At 75.4% G+C, this 15,964-nt stretch carries 14 protein-coding genes; 4 read left to right on the top strand and 10 right to left on the bottom strand.

The window, feature by feature from the left end; translation table 11 throughout:
* Positions 1–7 precede the first annotated feature (7 nt).
* Genes IEZ03_RS20055 through IEZ03_RS20045 form a run of 3 tightly spaced genes read right to left on the bottom strand, consistent with a single transcriptional unit; the run spans position 8 to position 3,422 of the window.
* Positions 8–1,417, bottom strand: a complete 1,410-nt coding sequence (locus tag IEZ03_RS20055) for an MmgE/PrpD family protein (protein ID WP_184880238.1) — start codon at positions 1,415–1,417, stop codon at positions 8–10.
* Positions 1,414–2,238, bottom strand: coding sequence for a cyclase family protein (locus IEZ03_RS20050; protein WP_184880236.1), 825 nt, complete (start codon positions 2,236–2,238; stop codon positions 1,414–1,416). Before IEZ03_RS20050 ends, IEZ03_RS20055 begins: the two co-directional genes overlap by 4 nt.
* Positions 2,235–3,422 (bottom strand): CaiB/BaiF CoA transferase family protein, encoded by a 1,188-nt coding sequence (locus IEZ03_RS20045; protein ID WP_184880234.1) that lies wholly within the window; start codon positions 3,420–3,422, stop codon positions 2,235–2,237. The genes IEZ03_RS20050 and IEZ03_RS20045 overlap by 4 nt, the downstream gene beginning before the upstream one ends.
* Positions 3,423–3,611: 189 nt before the next feature.
* Between IEZ03_RS20045 and IEZ03_RS20040 the strand changes: the two genes are divergently transcribed.
* Together IEZ03_RS20040 and IEZ03_RS20035 are read left to right on the top strand one after the other, a co-directional pair.
* Entirely contained in the window at positions 3,612–5,081 is a 1,470-nt protein-coding gene (locus IEZ03_RS20040; RefSeq protein WP_184880232.1) for a dihydroorotase, read from the top strand.
* 21 nt (positions 5,082–5,102) lie between these two features.
* Positions 5,103–5,915 (top strand): IclR family transcriptional regulator, encoded by an 813-nt coding sequence (locus IEZ03_RS20035; protein WP_184880230.1) that lies wholly within the window; start codon positions 5,103–5,105, stop codon positions 5,913–5,915.
* A gap of 29 nt (positions 5,916–5,944) precedes the next feature.
* Here the strand turns inward: IEZ03_RS20035 and IEZ03_RS20030 are convergent, their stop codons facing one another.
* Positions 5,945–6,802 carry an HpcH/HpaI aldolase/citrate lyase family protein gene (locus IEZ03_RS20030; RefSeq protein ID WP_184880228.1) on the bottom strand — a complete coding sequence of 286 codons (858 nt, stop codon included), beginning with the start codon at positions 6,800–6,802 and terminating at the stop codon, positions 5,945–5,947.
* A gap of 103 nt (positions 6,803–6,905) precedes the next feature.
* On the opposite strand from IEZ03_RS20030, the gene IEZ03_RS20025 reads away from it, so the two are divergent.
* Complete coding sequence (locus tag IEZ03_RS20025; protein ID WP_184880226.1) at positions 6,906–7,724, top strand: NAD-binding protein; 819 nt, start codon at positions 6,906–6,908, stop codon at positions 7,722–7,724.
* Here the strand turns inward: IEZ03_RS20025 and IEZ03_RS20020 are convergent.
* Positions 7,692–9,134: an FAD-dependent oxidoreductase gene (locus IEZ03_RS20020; protein WP_189241221.1), complete on the bottom strand. Its 1,443-nt coding sequence runs from the start codon at positions 9,132–9,134 to the stop codon at positions 7,692–7,694. The two genes, IEZ03_RS20025 and IEZ03_RS20020, sit on opposite strands and share 33 nt — an antisense overlap.
* Positions 9,135–9,271: 137 nt before the next feature.
* On the opposite strand from IEZ03_RS20020, the gene IEZ03_RS20015 reads away from it, so the two are divergent.
* Positions 9,272–10,501, top strand: coding sequence for a DUF4437 domain-containing protein (locus tag IEZ03_RS20015; protein WP_184880222.1), 1,230 nt, complete (start codon positions 9,272–9,274; stop codon positions 10,499–10,501).
* Between the two features lie 112 nt (positions 10,502–10,613).
* Here the strand turns inward: IEZ03_RS20015 and IEZ03_RS20010 are convergent, their stop codons facing one another.
* From IEZ03_RS20010 to IEZ03_RS19990, 5 genes are all read right to left on the bottom strand, one after another.
* Positions 10,614–11,246 carry a neocarzinostatin apoprotein domain-containing protein gene (locus IEZ03_RS20010; RefSeq protein ID WP_184880220.1) on the bottom strand — a complete coding sequence of 211 codons (633 nt, stop codon included), beginning with the start codon at positions 11,244–11,246 and terminating at the stop codon, positions 10,614–10,616.
* 116 nt (positions 11,247–11,362) lie between these two features.
* Positions 11,363–11,956 (bottom strand): neocarzinostatin apoprotein domain-containing protein, encoded by a 594-nt coding sequence (locus IEZ03_RS20005; protein WP_184880218.1) that lies wholly within the window; start codon positions 11,954–11,956, stop codon positions 11,363–11,365.
* A complete protein-coding gene (locus IEZ03_RS20000; protein ID WP_184880216.1) occupies positions 11,953–13,788 on the bottom strand; it encodes a P-loop NTPase family protein in 1,836 nt (611 codons plus the stop codon). Before IEZ03_RS20000 ends, IEZ03_RS20005 begins: the two co-directional genes overlap by 4 nt.
* Entirely contained in the window at positions 13,785–14,891 is a 1,107-nt protein-coding gene (locus tag IEZ03_RS19995) for a hypothetical protein (RefSeq protein ID WP_184880214.1), read from the bottom strand. Before IEZ03_RS19995 ends, IEZ03_RS20000 begins: the two co-directional genes overlap by 4 nt.
* The gene (locus tag IEZ03_RS19990) at positions 14,888–15,928 is read right to left on the bottom strand and encodes a DUF916 domain-containing protein (RefSeq protein WP_184880212.1); all 1,041 of its coding nucleotides are present in this window, start codon (positions 15,926–15,928) and stop codon (positions 14,888–14,890) included. Before IEZ03_RS19990 ends, IEZ03_RS19995 begins: the two co-directional genes overlap by 4 nt.
* Between the last annotated feature and the right edge of the window lie 36 nt (positions 15,929–15,964).

Raw genomic sequence — 15,964 nt, 5'->3', positions numbered from 1 at the left:
CGGCGGATCAGCGGAGCAGCGACGTCAGGGCGTCCAGCTTGTCCAGGGCCGCGAGGTCGTAGGTCAGTTCGGTGATCCGGGCGGCCGCGGCCGGGGTGACGCGGCGGGTGGCGTTCAACTCGAACTTGGCGGCCAGTTCGTCCGGTGACAGCGGGTTGTCCGGGCCGCCCCGGTTGGTGTCCACGCGTTCTTCCAGGAGGGCGCCCGCGCGTGTCCGGACGCGCAGGACGGCCGGGAAGCGGTGCGGGAAGATCGCGTCGCAGCGGGCGTCGGGGACGCAGCGGACCTTCGCCGCCAGCGCGAACCGGGCGGGGTCGGCGGCCGCCTCGTCGGTGAAGTCCTCGTGGGACACCCCGAGCCCGCCGCCGCCCAGCAGCGCCGCCGCGACGGTGTACGGGCCGGAGAACGCCGCGTGGTACCCCGACTCCGGCCGGGCCTTGTCCTCGGCGGGCTCGCCGATCGTCCGCAGGACGGGGGCGGGCGCGCCCAGCTCGATGTCCGCGATGTCGGCCGGGTCCAGGCCGCGTTCGCGGAGCCGGAGGGCGGCGTCGATCCCGGCGTGGGTGAAGTGGTTGCACGGGTACGGCTTGAAGAACACGCCGGGCAGTTCCCAGTGCTCGCCGAGGCGGTCGGTGATCGCGCCGGGGTCGGCCCGGTCGCCGCAGAACGCCTGGAGCAGCCCGAAGCGGCCCTCCAGGACGGTCGGCGGGCCGGTGATCCCGGTGCGCGCGAGCCCGGCGGCGGTGACGCCCGCGTGCGCGGCCCAGCCGCAGTGGACGCGCTTGACGGTGCCGCCGGTCCGGTTGGCCTCCAGGATCCCCGAGCCCATGCTGGCGGCGATGCCGAGCGCGTCGGCGATGCCGCCGGCGTCCAGGCCGGACAGCATCGCGGCGGCGGCCGCGGCGCCGAGCGCGCCGCAGATCGCGGTCGCGTGCTGGCCGCGCTCGAAGAACACCGAGTTGCCGAGCTCCCGGTCGTAGCCGGCCATGCCGAGCCGGACGGTGATCTCCACGCCGGCGCCGGCGGCGTCCAGCAGCGCCGCCCCGGAGGCGCCGCGCGCCTCGGCCACCGCGAGCGCGGCGGGCACGACGGACGCGGAGGGGTGCAGCACGGACGGCAGGTGCGTGTCGTCGAAGTCGAGGGAGTGCGCGAGCGTGCCGTTCAGCAGCGCCGCGCTCGGTTCGGGGAGGCGGGTGCCGGTGCCGATCGCGGTGGCCCGTTCCGCCCCGCCCCATTCGGCGACGAGTTCGCCGACGGCGCGGGCCGGGGGCTGCGCGGTGGCGGCGAGGCTGTTGCCCAGCACGTCGAGGACGCGGCGCGCGGCATCGGCCCGCAGTTCGGGCGGCAGGCCCTCCCGCCGCACCCGGTAGGCGAGGGCGGCGAGCCGCTGGACCGGGGTCTTCTGCTCGGCGGTCACGCCGTCACCGCCGCCAGGGGGCGGACGGGCGAGCCGGTGCCGCCCCTGATCCGCAGCGGCGCCAGCAGGAACGCGAACTCGTGCAGCCCCGCCTCGGCGAGCTCCTCCAGGTTCAGGTGCTCGATGATGAAGACGCCCGACTCCACCAGCAGGACCCGGTGCACGGGCAGGACGGCGTGCCCGGCGCCGGGCCGGATCCGCTCGTAGGCGGTCGTGTCGGCGCCGGTCGCCACGACCCCGCGCTCGGCGAGCCACAGCGCGGCCTCGGACGTCGCGCCGGGGACGCCGCTCTCCCGGCCGAGGTAGGCGGTGGCGTCCCCGAAGAGGCGGGCCCAGCCGGTGCGGATCAGCGCGACCTCGCCCGCGCCGGGCTCGGTGCCCGCGCGCTCGGCGGCGCGATCCAGGTCGTCGGCGGTCACGCCGTATCCGGGCGGCAGCGTCTCGACGCCGTGGACGGCGGCGACGTCCAGCAGGACTCCGCGCCGCAGCAGCCCCGGCAGGTTCTCGGCGCCGTGCACGGTGAACTCGCCGCCGAGCTGCGCCTCGGCCGCGTCCGCCCCGCCGTGCAGCAGCCCGTCGTGGCTGACGTGCGACAGCGCGTCGATGTGCGTGCCGACGTGGCCGCCGGTCACGATGATCTCGTTGGCGGCCGAGCCGCCGTCCAGGCGCTTCATGTCGCCGTGCCGCCGGATCAGCGTCATCCGGAAGCCCGGGTGGTTGGGCGAGCAGGGCATGCCGGTGAAGAACGGGTGGCCCAGCTCGATCAGCCGGACCCCGCCGGCGATCGCGGCGAGCAGCGGGTCGGTCGGGCGGGCGGTCAACGGATCACTCCCTTGGCGCGCAGCAGCGCCTGTTCCGCCTCATCTGCCCCGTACCGGGCGAGTATCTCGGCGGTGTGCGCGCCGAGCGGCGGACCGGCCCAGTCGATCCGGCCCGGGGTCCGCGAAAGGCGGAACAGGACGTTCTGCATCCGGACGGGCCCCAGCTCGTCGTCCGGGACGGTAGCGATCGTGCCGAGCGCCTGGAACTGGGGGTCGTCCATGACGTCCGCGGCGGTGTAGACGGGCGCGACGGCGGCCTGCGCCTCCTCGAACGCCGCCACGACCTCGGCGCGGTCGCGGGCGGCGACCCACGAGCCGACGGCCTCGTCCAGCTCGTCGGCGTGCCGGGCGCGGTCCGCGCCGGTCGCGAACCACGGCTCGTCGATCAGCTCGGGCCGGCCGACCAGCCGCATCACCCGTTCCGCGATCGACTGGGCGCTGGTGGAGATCGCGACCCAGCCGCCGTCCCGCGTCCGGTAGATGTTGCGCGGCGCGTTGTTGTGGGACCGGTTGCCGGTGCGGGCCTGCAGTTCGCCGAGCTGGTCGTAGGCGATGATCTGCGGGCCGAGCAGCGTCAGGATCGGCTCGATGATGGCCAGGTCGACGACCTGCCCGGTGCCGGTGGCCTCCCGCGCGCGGAGCGCCGTCAGCACGGCGTACGCGGTGGCCAGCGCGGCGATCCCGTCCGCGAGGCCGAACGGCGGCAGGGTCGGCGGGCCGTCCGGCTCCCCGGTGATCGCGGCGAACCCGCTCATCGCCTCGGCGAGCGTGCCGAAGCCGGGACGGCCGGCGTAGGGCCCGGTCTGCCCGAAGCCGGTGACGCGCGCCAGCACCAGCCGCGGGTTGATCTCGCGCAGCGCGTCGTAGCCGAGGCCCCAGCGCTCCAGGGTGCCGGGCCGGAAGTTCTCGATGACGACGTCGGCGTCGGCGGCCATCCGCCGGAACAGCTCCTGCCCCTCGGGGGAGCCCAGGTACAGGGTGACGGCCTTCTTGCCGCGGCCGAGCATCTTCCACCACAGCCCGACGCCGTCGCGCTGGGCGCCGTGGCCGCGGACGGGGTCGCCCCTCGGGTGCTCGATCTTGATGACCTCGGCCCCGAAGTCGGCGAGCAGCGTGGCGGCGAGCGGACCCGCGAACAGGGTGGCCGCGTCGAGCACGCGGACCCCGGACAGGGCGTCGGTCATCCCCCACCACCTTCCGGCCGTTCCGATCAGAGGAACAATGACCTTGCTTCAACCTGGCAGGGCGAGCCGATTCAGGTCAAGTGCGACGCGACCATTGACCTCAGAAGGCAGGAACGTCAGGCTGGAGCGACAGACTCTTGTTCCTCTCAGCGGAACAGCTCTCGGCATCCCCGGACGGGAGAGGCGACCATGGCGACGACCGAACTGCTGATCAAGAACGTCCGGGTGGTCCGTCCCGAGGCACCGGACGGCGACCCGCCCCCGCTCCTCGACATCGCGGTCGACGACGGCGTCATCGCCCGGGTGGCGCCCGCCCTGCCGGACGACGACGCGGCCACCGTGGTCGACGGCGGCGGCCTGCTCGCGTTCCCCGGCGTCGTGGACGCCCACCAGCACTGGGGCATCTACAACGACCTCGCCACCGACACCCGCACCGAGAGCCGCGCCTGCGCGCAGGGCGGCGTCACCACGTCCCTGACCTACATGCGCACCGGCCAGTACTACCTCAACAAGAGCGGGCCGTACCGGGAGTTCTTCCCGGAGGTGCTCGGCGCCGCGAAGGGCAACGCCTACGTCGACTACGCGTTCCACCTGGCGCCGATGACGGCGGAGCACATCACGGAGATCCCGCACCTCATCGAGGAGTTCGGCGTCACCTCGTTCAAGATCTTCATGTTCTACGGGGGCCACGGGCTGCACGGCCGGTCCAGCTCGCAGAGCGACTTCCTGATGACGCCGCCGGGCGAGAGCTACGACCTCGCGCACTTCGAGTTCGTCATGCGGGGCATCCAGCGTGCTCGCGAGAAGCTCACCGAATACGCCCCGCACGTGTCGCTGTCGCTGCACTGCGAGACCGCCGAGATCATGACCGCCTACACGGCGATGGTCGAGCGGGAGGGGACGCTCAGCGGCCTGCGCGCGTACAGCGCCTCCCGCCCGCCGCACTCGGAGGGGCTCGCGGTCACCATCGCGTCCTACCTCGCGCACGAGACGGGCCTGCCCAGCATCAACCTGCTGCACCTGTCGTCCGGGAAGGCGCTGTCGGCCGCCCTCACCATGGCGGACGCGTTCCCGCACATCGACTTCCGCCGCGAGGTCACCATCGGGCACCTGCTCGCCGACGTCGACACCGCCCACGGGCTCGGCGGCAAGGTCAACCCGCCGCTGCGGGAGCGCGCCGACGTCGAGGCGCTGTGGGGGCACGTCCTGGCGGGCGAGGTCGACTGGGTCGTCAGCGACCACGCCTGCTGCCGCGACGAGATGAAGTTCGGCGCCGATCGCGACGACGTGTTCCTCGCCAAGTCCGGGTTCGGCGGGGCGGAGTACCTGCTGCCCGGCCTCGTCGGCGAGGGCACCAAGCGGGGGCTGTCGCTGCAGCGCATCGCCCGGCTGACGTCCTGGAACCCGGCCCGCCGCTACGGCCTGGCCGGCAAGGGCGACATCGCCGAGGGGCACGACGCCGACATCGCCCTGGTCGACCCGGACGCCGCCTGGACGGTCCGGGCCGCCGCATCGGAGTCCGCGCAGGAGTACACGCCGTTCGAGGGCTTCGCCATGACGGCCCGGGTGACCGACACCTTCGTCCGCGGCCACCGCGTCTGCTCCGGCGGCGAGGTCACCGGCGCGCCCGTCGGCCGTTACGTGCCTCGGGGACGCTGAGGCGTCCCTAGGATCGATGCCGTGAGCGACCGGAGCCGGAACCCCGGTGCGAGTGCCGCCGCGAACGCCGGTGCGAACGCGGGTACGGAGGTGGCCGGGCGCGTCGCCGACGTGCTGCTGCTGTTCGCGGGCGGGCCGCGGAGCCTCGGCGTCAGCGCGATCAGCCGCGAGCTCGGCGTCTCCAAGGCCGTCGTGCACCGCATCCTGCGCTCGCTGGTGTCGCGGGAGATGCTGGAGGACGACCCCGGCACGGGCCGGTACCGGCTCGGCTCCGCCGCCGTGGCGCTCGGGGTCAGCGCGCTGCGCGGCTCCAACGTCCGGGACGCGGCCGCGCCGGTGCTGCGCCGGCTGCGGAACGAGACGGGCGAGACCACCACGCTGTCGGGGCTGGTCGGGGACGAGCGCGTCTACCTCGACCAGTTCGAGAGCCCGCACGAGGTCCGGATGACCGTCGAAGTCGGGCGGCGGTTCCCGCTGCACGCGGGCTCGTCGGGGAAGGCGATCCTCGCGTTCCTGCCGGAGGAGCGCCGGGAGGCCGTCCTCGCCCGGCCCCGCGCCGCCCTCACCGCCCGGACTGTCACCGGCGCGGCCGAGCTCCGCGGCGAACTGGCCGCGATCGCCGCGGAGGGGACCGCGGTGTCCCTCGGCGAGCGGCTGCCCGACGCCGCCTCGGTCGCCGCGCCCCTGCCCGGCCCGGACGGCGCGGTGCACGGCTCGATCAGCGTGTGCGGCCCGCTGCACCGCTTCACCCCGGAGGAGATCGACCGGTACCGGGGCCTGGTCCGCGCCGCCGCCGCGGAGATCGTCCGGGCCCGGGACGCGGCGCTCGCCTGACCCGCCGCCGGGGGCGGGGCGGGCAGGGGTCATCGGCCCAGCTCCAGGACGCGGCGGGCCGAGCGGATCACGGCCTCGTCCACCAGCCGGCCCCGGTCGTCCACGGACACCGCGCTGCCCTCGGCCAGCGCCCGCTCGTGGCGCTCCACGACGTCCCGCGCCTCGGCGAGCGCGCCGGGGCTCGGGGTGAAGACCTCGTGGACGACCGGGATCTGCGCCGGGTGAATGCAGGCGCGGCCCAGGAAGCCCATCCGGAAGAGCGCGCGGGTCGACTCCCGCAGCAGCTCCAGGTCCCGGATATCGACGCTGACGGGGGCGACGGGCGGGGCGATCCGGGCGGCGGCGCTGGCCGCGACGACCGTCGAGCGCGCCCAGAGCAGTTCGCGTCCGTCCGGGCCCGGGACCACGCCGAGGTCGGCGGCCAGGTCGGCCTCGCCGAGCTGCAGCCGCGCCACCCGGGGGGAGCGGGCGATCCGCGCGGCGTCCAGCAGCGCGGCGGCCGACTCCAGCAGCGGCATGATCCGCAGGCCGCCGGCGGGCAGTCCGGCCGCTTCTTCGGCCTCGGCCATCACGCGTTCGAGCGCGGCCACGTCGTCGGCGCTCTCGGCCTTGGCCAGGCACAAGCCGGTGACGGCCGGGCCGATCACGGCCCGCGCGTCCAGGTGCCCCGCCTCGCCCGGGTTGACCCGCACCCAGATCCGCGGACCGCCGGCCGGGCGCCCGAGCCCGCCCAGCCAGGCGGCCACCCCGGCGCGGGCGCTCTCCTTCGCCGCCTGGGGCACGGCGTCCTCCAGGTCGATGATCAGGGCGTCCGCGCCGCGGCCGGACGCCCCGGCGAGCATCTCCGGCGCGTTTCCCGGCACGTACAGGTAGGAACGGGCGATCATCCGAAGCTTCTCCTCTGCGGGCGGCCGACGATATGTGCCAGAGTAGGGAAACAGCGTTTCCATTACGAGGCCCGCCGTCGGGCCCACTGCTGGGAGGCCCCCTGTGCGGTACGTGGTCGTCGGGTGCGGGAACGTCGGGATGGAGCTCGCGCGGCGCTGGACGGAGCGGGGGCACACGGTCATCGGGACGACCACGTCCCCCGGGCGGGTCGACGAGGTGCGCGAGGTCTGCTCGGACGCCGCCGTCCTGCGCGGCTCGGACGAGGCGGCCCTTGCCGAGGCCGTCCGCGGCGCCGACGCGGTGGTGCTGACCGTGAGCCCGCGGCTGTCGCACTCCTTCGACGCCGAACAGCGGGTCGCCGAGTACGCCGACACGCTCGCCGGGAGCGCGCAGACGGCCGCCGCCGTCCATCCGCGGGTCGTGTTCACCAGCTCGACGTCGGTCTACGGCGCGGGCACCGGAACGGTGATCGACGAGGCCAGCCCCACGACCGACGACGCGGACGCCTCGCCCCGCAACTTCATCGCGGCCGAGCAGGCGGTGCTGGCCACGCCGGGCGGAGCGGTGGTCCGCATCCCGGACGTGTACGGCCACCCCCGCGACATCGACTACCCGGCGCGGGTCCGGTTCGCCCACGAGAGGCTCGGCGGGAGCGTCCCGTTCGCGGCCGGGGCGCTGCTGTACCGGATCGACTACCGGGACGCGGCCGCCGCCCTCGACTTCGTGGTCACCGAAGGGCTGACCGGCGTCTACAACGCCTTCCCGGACGCGGAGGTGCCGCCGACGAACGCGGAGGCGTTCGGGGAGATCTGCAAGGCCGAGGGCCTGCCCGAGCTGACCTACCGCGGCGAGATCGAGACGCCTGCGGTGCCGGTGAGCTCGGCGAAGCTACGCGCCGCCGGGTTCGCGTTCGCGCACTGAGGCGCGCGACACCGCTGCCAGGTGCCGCCCGACGATGCGGCCGAAGGCGAGCGCGGGCGTGAGGCACATGCCCGAGCAGAACGCGTTGCCGTTGACGGCGGCCGAGCCGATGACCTCCCCCACCGCGTACAGGCCGGGGACGGCGCGGCCGTCGGCGCGGCGCACCCGCAGGTCGGCGTCGACGTCGACGCCCGCGAAGGTGATCAGGGTGACGGGGTGGTTCTCGACGGCGTAGAACGGCGGCTCGGCGATCGGCGCGGGCAGGTGCCGGCGGCCGAACGCGGGGTCGGTCCCCGCGGCGACGGCGGCGTTGTACCGGGCGACCTCCGCGGTGAGGCCGGCCGCGTCGATGCCGGCGCGCTTCGCCAGCTCGGCCAGGTCGGCGGCGCGGTGCAGGCCGCGCCTGCGGCCGCAGCGGGCGTCCAGGTCGCCGGGGGTCCAGCCGTGCACCATGGGACGGGACTCCCGCAGCGCCCTCGCGTCGAAGACCATCCAGAACGTCATCCGGTCGACGCCGGTCAGGACGCGCTCCTTGCGGTCGATGCTGGGCTCGTCCTCCGCGATCCACCGGCGGCCGCGGCGGTCCACGTAGATCTCCCACGGCGGGCGCTCGGCCGCCACGAGCTGCGGGCGGTTCAGCCAGTCCACCCGCGGGTCGTCGCCCTCCGGGGGCAGCCCGCCGAACGTGGGGATGTACTGGCCGAGGCCCTGCAGCCCGGCGCCGATCCGCCGCGCCATGCGCAGGCCGTCACCGGTCGACGTAGGCGCGGCCGAGGTCGTCAGCGGCGCCCCCTCCAGTTCGGCGAACAGGTCGGGGGCGTGGCCGAAACCGCCGGTGGCGAGGACGACGGCCGGTGCGCGCAGGGCGCGGCCGTCCTCGGTGGCCACGCCGGTGACGGCCTCTCCCTCGGTGCGGAGCCCGGTGACGCGCACGCCGGTCCGCAGGGTGACGCGCCCGTCCCCGGTCAGCGGCTCCAGCAGGCGGCGCAGCGCCCGGAGGATCGCCGGGCCGCCCGGCGTCTCGGCCGCGTGGACGGTGCGCGGCGTCGTGTAGGGCTCGTGCCCGTACACGATGCGCGGGGTGGCCGGGTCGATCTCGTAGCCGGCCGCGAAGAGCCACTCCAGGACGGCGGGCTGCTCCGCGAGCGAGAGCCGGGTGAGGTCCTCGCGTCCGGTGCCCCGGCTGATCCGCAGGATGTCGGCGAGGTGCCGTCCGGGGTCGTCGGCGATGCCGCGCTCGCGCTGGGCGGAGAAGCCGCCCGCGGACAGGTGCCCGCCGGAGTACGGCAGCGCGCCGCCGACGTCGGCGGGCTTCTCCAGGACCAGCACCCGCGCACCGGCGCCCGCCGCCGTGATCGCGCAGGCCAGCCCGCCCGGCCCGGCGCCGGCGACGATCACGTCGAACCCCATGGCGACCTCCGATGTTCCGCTGTGGGAAATAGTGTTTCCTTAGGTTCGGGGACCGGTCAAGGTGCCCGGCCTCTTGCCCGTATGAGTGAAACGATGTTTCCTATAGCGAAACAGACCGGGTGAACGGAGACGAGCACGTGCGACCCCACGTCGAGCTGATCCAGGAAGACGACTACGTCTGGCACGCGGCCGAGCTGGTGGGCGGGGAGGGCAGGGCGAGCGAGCGCCGGCTGTCGGTGGACGAGGAGGACGGCTCGTCCTCGCTGCGGCTCGACTTCCACACCGACTGGGGACGCGGCCCAGGCATCCACCACGCCAACACCGAGTACTACGTGCTCGAAGGCTCGATGACCTACGGCGGACGCGAGATCGGCAAGGGCGGGTACGTGTACGCGCCCAAGGGCGTCCCCGCCGATGCCATCACCTTCACCGAGGGCACCCGCGTCCTGCACTACCGCGAGTACGGCGACGCGGGGTTCGACCCGGTGGACGGGCTGAACGCGCCCCGGTGGAAGGACGCCTACGAGGACGTCATCGTCATCGACAGCGAGGCCATGACATGGGACGCGGTGCCTAAGGCCGGCCCTATGCCCGGCCTGTTCATCAAGTACCTGCACGTCGACCCGGTCAGCGGCTTCTACACCAGGCTCGTGCACGCGCAGGAGGGCTGGACGGACCACCGGCTGGCGCACCACCCGTGCTACGAGGAGGCGTACACCGTCCAGGGCCACATGGAGTACAACTTCGGCACCCTCGACCTGGGCACCTACTTCTTCCGTCCCGCACGGGTGAAGCACGGGCACTTCACCACCCAGGAGGGCGGCGCGACGTGGCTCCTGCGCTCGGACGGCGAACTCGTCAACTGGTACACGCAGAACGAGTGGGTGCGCTGGGGCGGCGAGGCCGTCAACTACGGACCCGAGGGCGGCCGGATGCGCTGGTCCATGGCGTCGCACGACCTCGGCCGCGGGACGGCGGGACGTTCCGAGCGCGACCTGAAGGAACTCCAGGAGGCCGTGCTCTACCAGCGCGAGCAGGGCGAGACGGACGACGACTACATCCAGCACGGCCACGGAACCGACAAGAGCGTCCTCGCCATAGCCAAGGCCCTGGACGCGGCCCGCCTCCAAGGCGGCCACGGCCACGACGACCACGACCACGACGACCAGGACCACGACCACGCGGCCCTGGACTGGGGCACCGACCCCGCCGCGCTGGAGCACGCCGACGAGCGCACGGACCGCCTCCGCCACAACTGGGGCGCCGGCCGCCCCTGGCGGGAGGGCGACCCGGTCCCCGCCCCCATCCTGTCGAGCCTCCCCGTCCGAAGCCGCTCCACCGGCCGCTGGGACGCCGACGGCATGTGACCGCCCGGCCGACCAAGCCGTTGACTTGCGGCGTGTTGTTGTTATGGAAGGCGGAATAACAACAACACGCCGCAAGTCAACGGGACCGCTAGGAGGCGTAGCGGTCGGTCTACTAGTGGTCCCTGCGGCGGCGCGGGATGATCAGCAGGGCGGCTCCGCCGGCCATGACCAGGGCGGAGGCGATCATGGCGTAGGTGGGCAGGCCGTCGGGGCTGCCGGTGTTCGGCAGGTCCCCGGAGCCGCCGCCGCCCGTACCGCCGCCGCCCGTACCGCCGCCGCCCGTACCGCCGCCGTCGCCGGACCCGCCGCCCGAGCCGTCACCGTCCCCGCCGCCGCCACCGCCGGCGAAGGTGAGCGGGATCTCGGCGGAGTTCGGTCCCTGGTTGCCCGGCGCGGTGACGGCGATGACGCAGGCGCCGGCCTTGGCGGCGCAGTCGGCCCCGCCCGCCTCGGCGACGAGCTTGATCTTGGCGTCCTTGGAGCCGTCCTTGGTCACGAAGTTGCCCTCGGCGTCGGTGGCCCCGAGGATCGCTCCCCCGGTGTCCTGCGCCGCGCAGTCGTTGGGGAGCTTGGGGCCGGGCTTGCACTGGCCGAGCGTCACGAAGGTCTCGTTGGGGGTCATGCCGGTCACCTGGACGGTGATCGTGTCCCCGGCCTTCACCCCGGTGGTCTTGCTCGCGTTGATCTTCGGTGCGGCCAGCGCGGGCGGCGCGACCGCCAGGACGCATGCCCCGGCTAGTGCCACGACGGCGCCGGCGCGTCTCACAAGTCCGGCGAAGCCGGTCCGGGGGGTATGGGGGGTCGCCCCCCCTCGGGAAATACTGACGGTCACGACGATCGCTCCTTCTTATTGTCTGCTGCCTATCTGCTGCGGCGTTGGACGACGGTGACGACTCCCCCGGCGAGGACGAGCAGCGCGACGGTGGCGGCCCAGAGCGGCGTCGAGGGGCCGCCGGTGCCCGGCCCGGTCGCGGCGGCGGGCGCCGCGGAGGTCCGCACGGCGGCACCGCCCTTGAACGACGACCCCTTGAAGCCCACGCGGACGACCGCGGTGTTGGTGTCGTAGACGGCGTCCGGCACGGTCCCGGGCAGCGGCCCGGCGCCGATGACGCACTGGCGGGTCATGCAGTCGATGCCGCTGAACTCGGGACGGGCCTTGAGCCGGACCTCGGGGAGCCTGCCCTCCGCGTCGACGTTGACGAAGGTCGAGCCGCCGCCGAGGTCGCAGTCCTTGAGCCCGTTGGTGTAGCCCTCCCGGCACAGCCCGACCGCGACCGCCTTCAGCCCGGGACGGAACCCGGACCCGGTGACGGTGATCGTCTCGCCCGGGGTGAGGTCGGCGGAACGGCTGACGTGCAGCTCGGGCGCGGCCGTCCCGGCGGCGAGCGGGAACGGCGCGAGCGGGAACAGGGCCAGTGGGGACAGCGCCAGCGCGGCGAGCGCGTGGGGGATCACGTGACTGGACCTCCGGTGCGGGCCACGGCCGCCGGGCGCGGCTCGCCGGGCGCCGGGACGGCAATCTCGGCGATGCGGCCGGGCTCGACGGTGTAGGCGCGGTGGACGAGCGCGAGGATCTCCGGCGTGGCCGGTCCGGCGACGACCACGGCGGTGCCGGTGGCGGCGAGCCGGGCCAGCACGGCGTGGACGGCGGTGGCGCACGGGCCGCCCGCGATGCCGTCCACCAGCAGGAGCCGGGGCCGGGTGAGCAGCGCCTCGGCGAGCGAGAGCAGCCCCTTCGGCGCGGTGGCGAGCGCCTGCGCGGGTTCGCCGCCGAGCTTGCGGAGCGAGGGGAAGACGTCCAGGACGGAGCGGGCGGCGGCATCGGGGTCGGCGTGGCCCATCGCGCGGGCGTGCGCCGCCAATCCCGCCGCGACTGGCGACTCCCCGGGGGCGCGCGGTTCCGGGCCCGCGTGGTGGCACAGCCCCAGCGCCATGCGCTGGTAGGCGTCGAGCGCGGTCAGGTCGGCGCCGCCCAGCACGATCTTGCCCCTGCAGGGCGTCCGGCCGGCGAGCGCGGCGGCGAGCGTGCCCGCGCCGGGGCCGGACAGGGCGACGACCTCGCCCGCCGCCATCCGCAGCCCGATCCGGCGCAGCGGGGCCGGGCCGCGCGGGACCGACAGGTCCCGGACGTCGAGGAAAGGGGCCGGCTCCGTGCTCCGGGGGCCGCGCACGCGCAGCGCCAGCAGCGCGCCGAGGATCGGCGGCAGTGCGGTGAGCGTCAGCGCGGACCCCTCGGCGAGCACCGAGCGCAGGGCCGCCGCGCAGCCGAAGCCGGCGAGCCCGCCGCCCGCCGCCGCGATCCCGGTGAGGCCGGCCACCGCCAGACGGCGCGGTTCTGGCAGTGGCCGGAGCACGGTGGCGTCGAGCGCGGCGACGGCCAGGCACGCGGCGGGCAGCGCCACGGCGAAACCGGCCGCGAGCGCGACCGGACCGGGCGCGCTCGCCATCAGCACCGGCGCGGCGGCGCCCGCGAGCAGCAGCCAGGGGACGGTCTGCGCCGTGCCGGCCGTCCGGCGCCCGAGGACGACGAGCGCGACCGCCGGGAGCAGCGCCCACGCCAGGTGCCGGACGGGTTCGTCGCCGATCAGGTCCCAGCGGAAGGTGAGCAGGTGCAGCCCGCCCATGAGCGGCGCTCCCACCGTCCAGCCGATGAGCAGGTACACGGGGAGGGACGCCTTGACCTCGCGGGCGACGGCCACGTCCCGCACCCGCGCGACGGACCGGCCGGACTCCCCCGGCACGTCGCGGGAGAGCAGGGCGGCCGCCGCGGCGAGCGCCGCGGCGCAGCCGCCCGCGACCAGCAGCGCCGACCCGGGATCGGCGGACCGGAGCACCGCGATCCAGGCGGCCGCGGCCAGGCCCGCGAGCGCGGCGGCCTGCCCGCGCGCGGGCCCGCCGGCCGACCGGACGGCGCCCGCCCTCGGCACGGCGAGCAGCGGCCCCGCGAGGATCCCCGCCGCCATCAGCGCGGTGGCGAAGACGGGGATCGCGGGGATGAGCCCCGCCAGCACGATGGCGAGGCCGGCCGGCGCGCCGCAGGCCGCGGCCGCCCGGTGGGGGCGCGACCGTCCGGCCGTCCGCAGCAGCGGGAAGACGCCCGCGCAGGCGAGCAGGAGGCCCGTGAGCGCCATGTAGGTCACCACGTCGCCGGGGACCTTCACGACGCCGCCGAGCGCGTCGGTGAGCAGCAGCACGGTCCCGCCCGCCAGCGGCCCGGCGGCGGCCAGGACCACCGGCCCGGCGGCGGCGGCGTGCCGGGGAACCGGCGGGAGCGGAACGGTCGTCATGCCGCCCCTCCCCTCGGCGGGGCGAGGAACCGGTCCAGCGCCTCGGCGTCGACGGGTTCGAGGACCTCGCCGGTGCGCCGCTCCAGGTAGCCGATCAGCTCGGCGCGGTCGACCACGTACGCGCCGCTCGGCGACGGCGCCACCGAGTCCAGGTAGCCGAGCACGTCGGTGAGCTCCACGGCCGGGGCGGCGCTCGCGGCCACCTGGTGGTGGACGGGGGACGCCACTGCCGCTCGGCGCCGCCGGCGCCGCGCCGCGGCCCAGCGGCCCAGCGCCAGCCGGATCCCGAAGAGCAGCAGCAGCGCGGCGAGCGCGTTGGCCCCGATCAGCCCCCAGGGGTAGGCGCTGAACGTCGTCTCGAACGGGACGGACCCGGCGTACCGCCCGCCGACCACGAACTGGCCGAAGGCCGCCGGCGGCAGCACCACCGGAATCCGGTACGTGGCGGTCTGGCCTGGTCGCAGGGTGCCGGTCCGCGGCGCGTCGAGGGGGCTGTCGGGGGTGTCCTCGGCGCCCCAGCCGACGACCAGCGGGGCGTTCTCGATGGGTTCGGCGCCCGAGTTGCGGATCCGGAGCACCAGGGTCCGCCGCGGCCTGCCGCCGAACAGCTCGGCGCGGTCCCCGCCGCCGACGACCTCCAGGCCGACCACGTCCGCGCGGACGGGCACGACGTCCCGGACGATCCGCTCGACGGGGTGCCCCTCGACGGTGAACGGCGCCGTCGCGGTGGCGGGCGGGCCCGTCCCGCCGGGCAGGGTGCCGACGCGGACGACGCAGGGGCACGCCGCGGGCGGCGCGCCCACGGTGAGGCCAGCCTCGAAGGTCCCGGCGGGCGCGACCATCGCGGTGACGCCGCGCTCGGTGTCGCAGTCCGCCGACCCGTGCACCGCGTTCGCCCCGCAGACCTGGACCTGCACGGTCGCGCCCGGCGTCCAGGAGCTGCCGCGCACCCGGGCGGTCGTGCCCGCGGCGGCGGCTCCCGGCTCGACGGTCACTCCTGGCTCCGCCGCGCGCACCGGGGCGGCGGCCGCCGGCGCGGCGGAGAGTGCCGGCTGGACGACCAGGGCCGCGGCCAGCAGGACGGTGATCGACCGGGCCCTCACATGAACACCCCCGTCTCACCGGAGGTCAGGCCCGCCCGTTCCCGCCAGCGGCGGATCAGCCGGGGCAGGACGGACCACACCGCGAACACGGTGCCCGCGAGGACGAGCAGCGCCGCCCAGGGCACCGCGGTGAACCCGGTCTGCGCGCGGACGTCGATGCCCCCGGCGGCCGTCAGCTCCACCCGGACGGTGACCTTGTCCAGGGCCGGCGGGCCGTTCCACGGCAGCGTGATCTCGGTGCGCTCACCGGGCAGGATCTCCGGGATGCGCTGGTCGGGCCACCGCTTGACCTCGCGGCCGAACACGCCGGTGGCCCGGACGCGGGCGGTCGGGGAGATCCGCTGGTTGCCGGTGTTGACGATGGTGTAGCGGACCGTCCCGCGCCCGCTCCGCACGAACGGGACGAGCGGCTCGGTGCGGGCGACGCCGAGCCCGTCGGCGCGCATGCCCGGCGTCAGCGGCCCGGTGACCCGCAGGTACACCCGGGCGCCGACGGCCCGCCTGATCCCGACGCGGGCGCCGCCGCTCCGCTGGACGCTCTCGATCGCCGTGTTCAGCGCGACGATGCCGCCGATGTGCTCGCCGGGCGTCGCGCCATCGGGGATCTTCAGCGTGAACGGGATCTCCCTGGCCTTCCCGCCGGGGATCTTCGGCGACGCGGCCTTCAGCGAGATCCAGGCGCCGACGTCCCGGGGCTCCTCCTCCGCCCCGCGCAAGGCGAACCCGGCGTCGCGGGGGGTGTTGTAGGCGTCCGTCCCGTACACCTTGAAGGTGATGGGCGCCTTGGTCATGTTGGTGATCCGGACGACGTCCCTGACGGTGGCGCCGGCGGGTGCCTCGAACGAGAAGAAGGGGCGCGCGGCCGGGGCCGCGCTGCGGTTCGCGGGTCCCACCGACCAGGCGCCGTTCCCGGTGGCGGGGCCGGGCGCCGCCGCGGCGCCGGGCGCGGCCGCGACGGCGGCCGTGCCCGTCAGCGCCGCCGCGGCGGCCAGGCACGTCGCCACCGCCGCGGCGGCGATCCGGAGCAGGGGACTCATCGATCACCTCGTGCGGCCGGGCGGTGGTGCGCGCCG

Source organism: Actinomadura livida, assembly GCF_014648675.1.
GTDB classification, from domain to species: domain Bacteria; phylum Actinomycetota; class Actinomycetes; order Streptosporangiales; family Streptosporangiaceae; genus Spirillospora; species Spirillospora livida.
Note: the sequence above shows the minus strand (reverse complement) of the source record. Positions and strands in the feature narration are given on the sequence as shown.

Excerpts from the sequence above, each read along its gene's own strand:
- IEZ03_RS20045 (WP_184880234.1), bottom strand. The coding sequence starts at position 3,422 with ATGACCGACGCCCTGTCCGGGGTCCGCGTGCTCGACGCGGCCACCCTG.
- IEZ03_RS20040 (WP_184880232.1), top strand. The coding sequence starts at position 3,612 with ATGGCGACGACCGAACTGCTGATCAAGAACGTCCGGGTGGTCCGTCCC.
- IEZ03_RS20030 (WP_184880228.1), bottom strand. The coding sequence starts at position 6,802 with ATGATCGCCCGTTCCTACCTGTACGTGCCGGGAAACGCGCCGGAGATG.
- IEZ03_RS20020 (WP_189241221.1), bottom strand. The coding sequence starts at position 9,134 with ATGGGGTTCGACGTGATCGTCGCCGGCGCCGGGCCGGGCGGGCTGGCC.
- IEZ03_RS20000 (WP_184880216.1), bottom strand. The coding sequence starts at position 13,788 with ATGACGACCGTTCCGCTCCCGCCGGTTCCCCGGCACGCCGCCGCCGCC.
- IEZ03_RS19990 (WP_184880212.1), bottom strand. The coding sequence starts at position 15,928 with ATGAGTCCCCTGCTCCGGATCGCCGCCGCGGCGGTGGCGACGTGCCTG.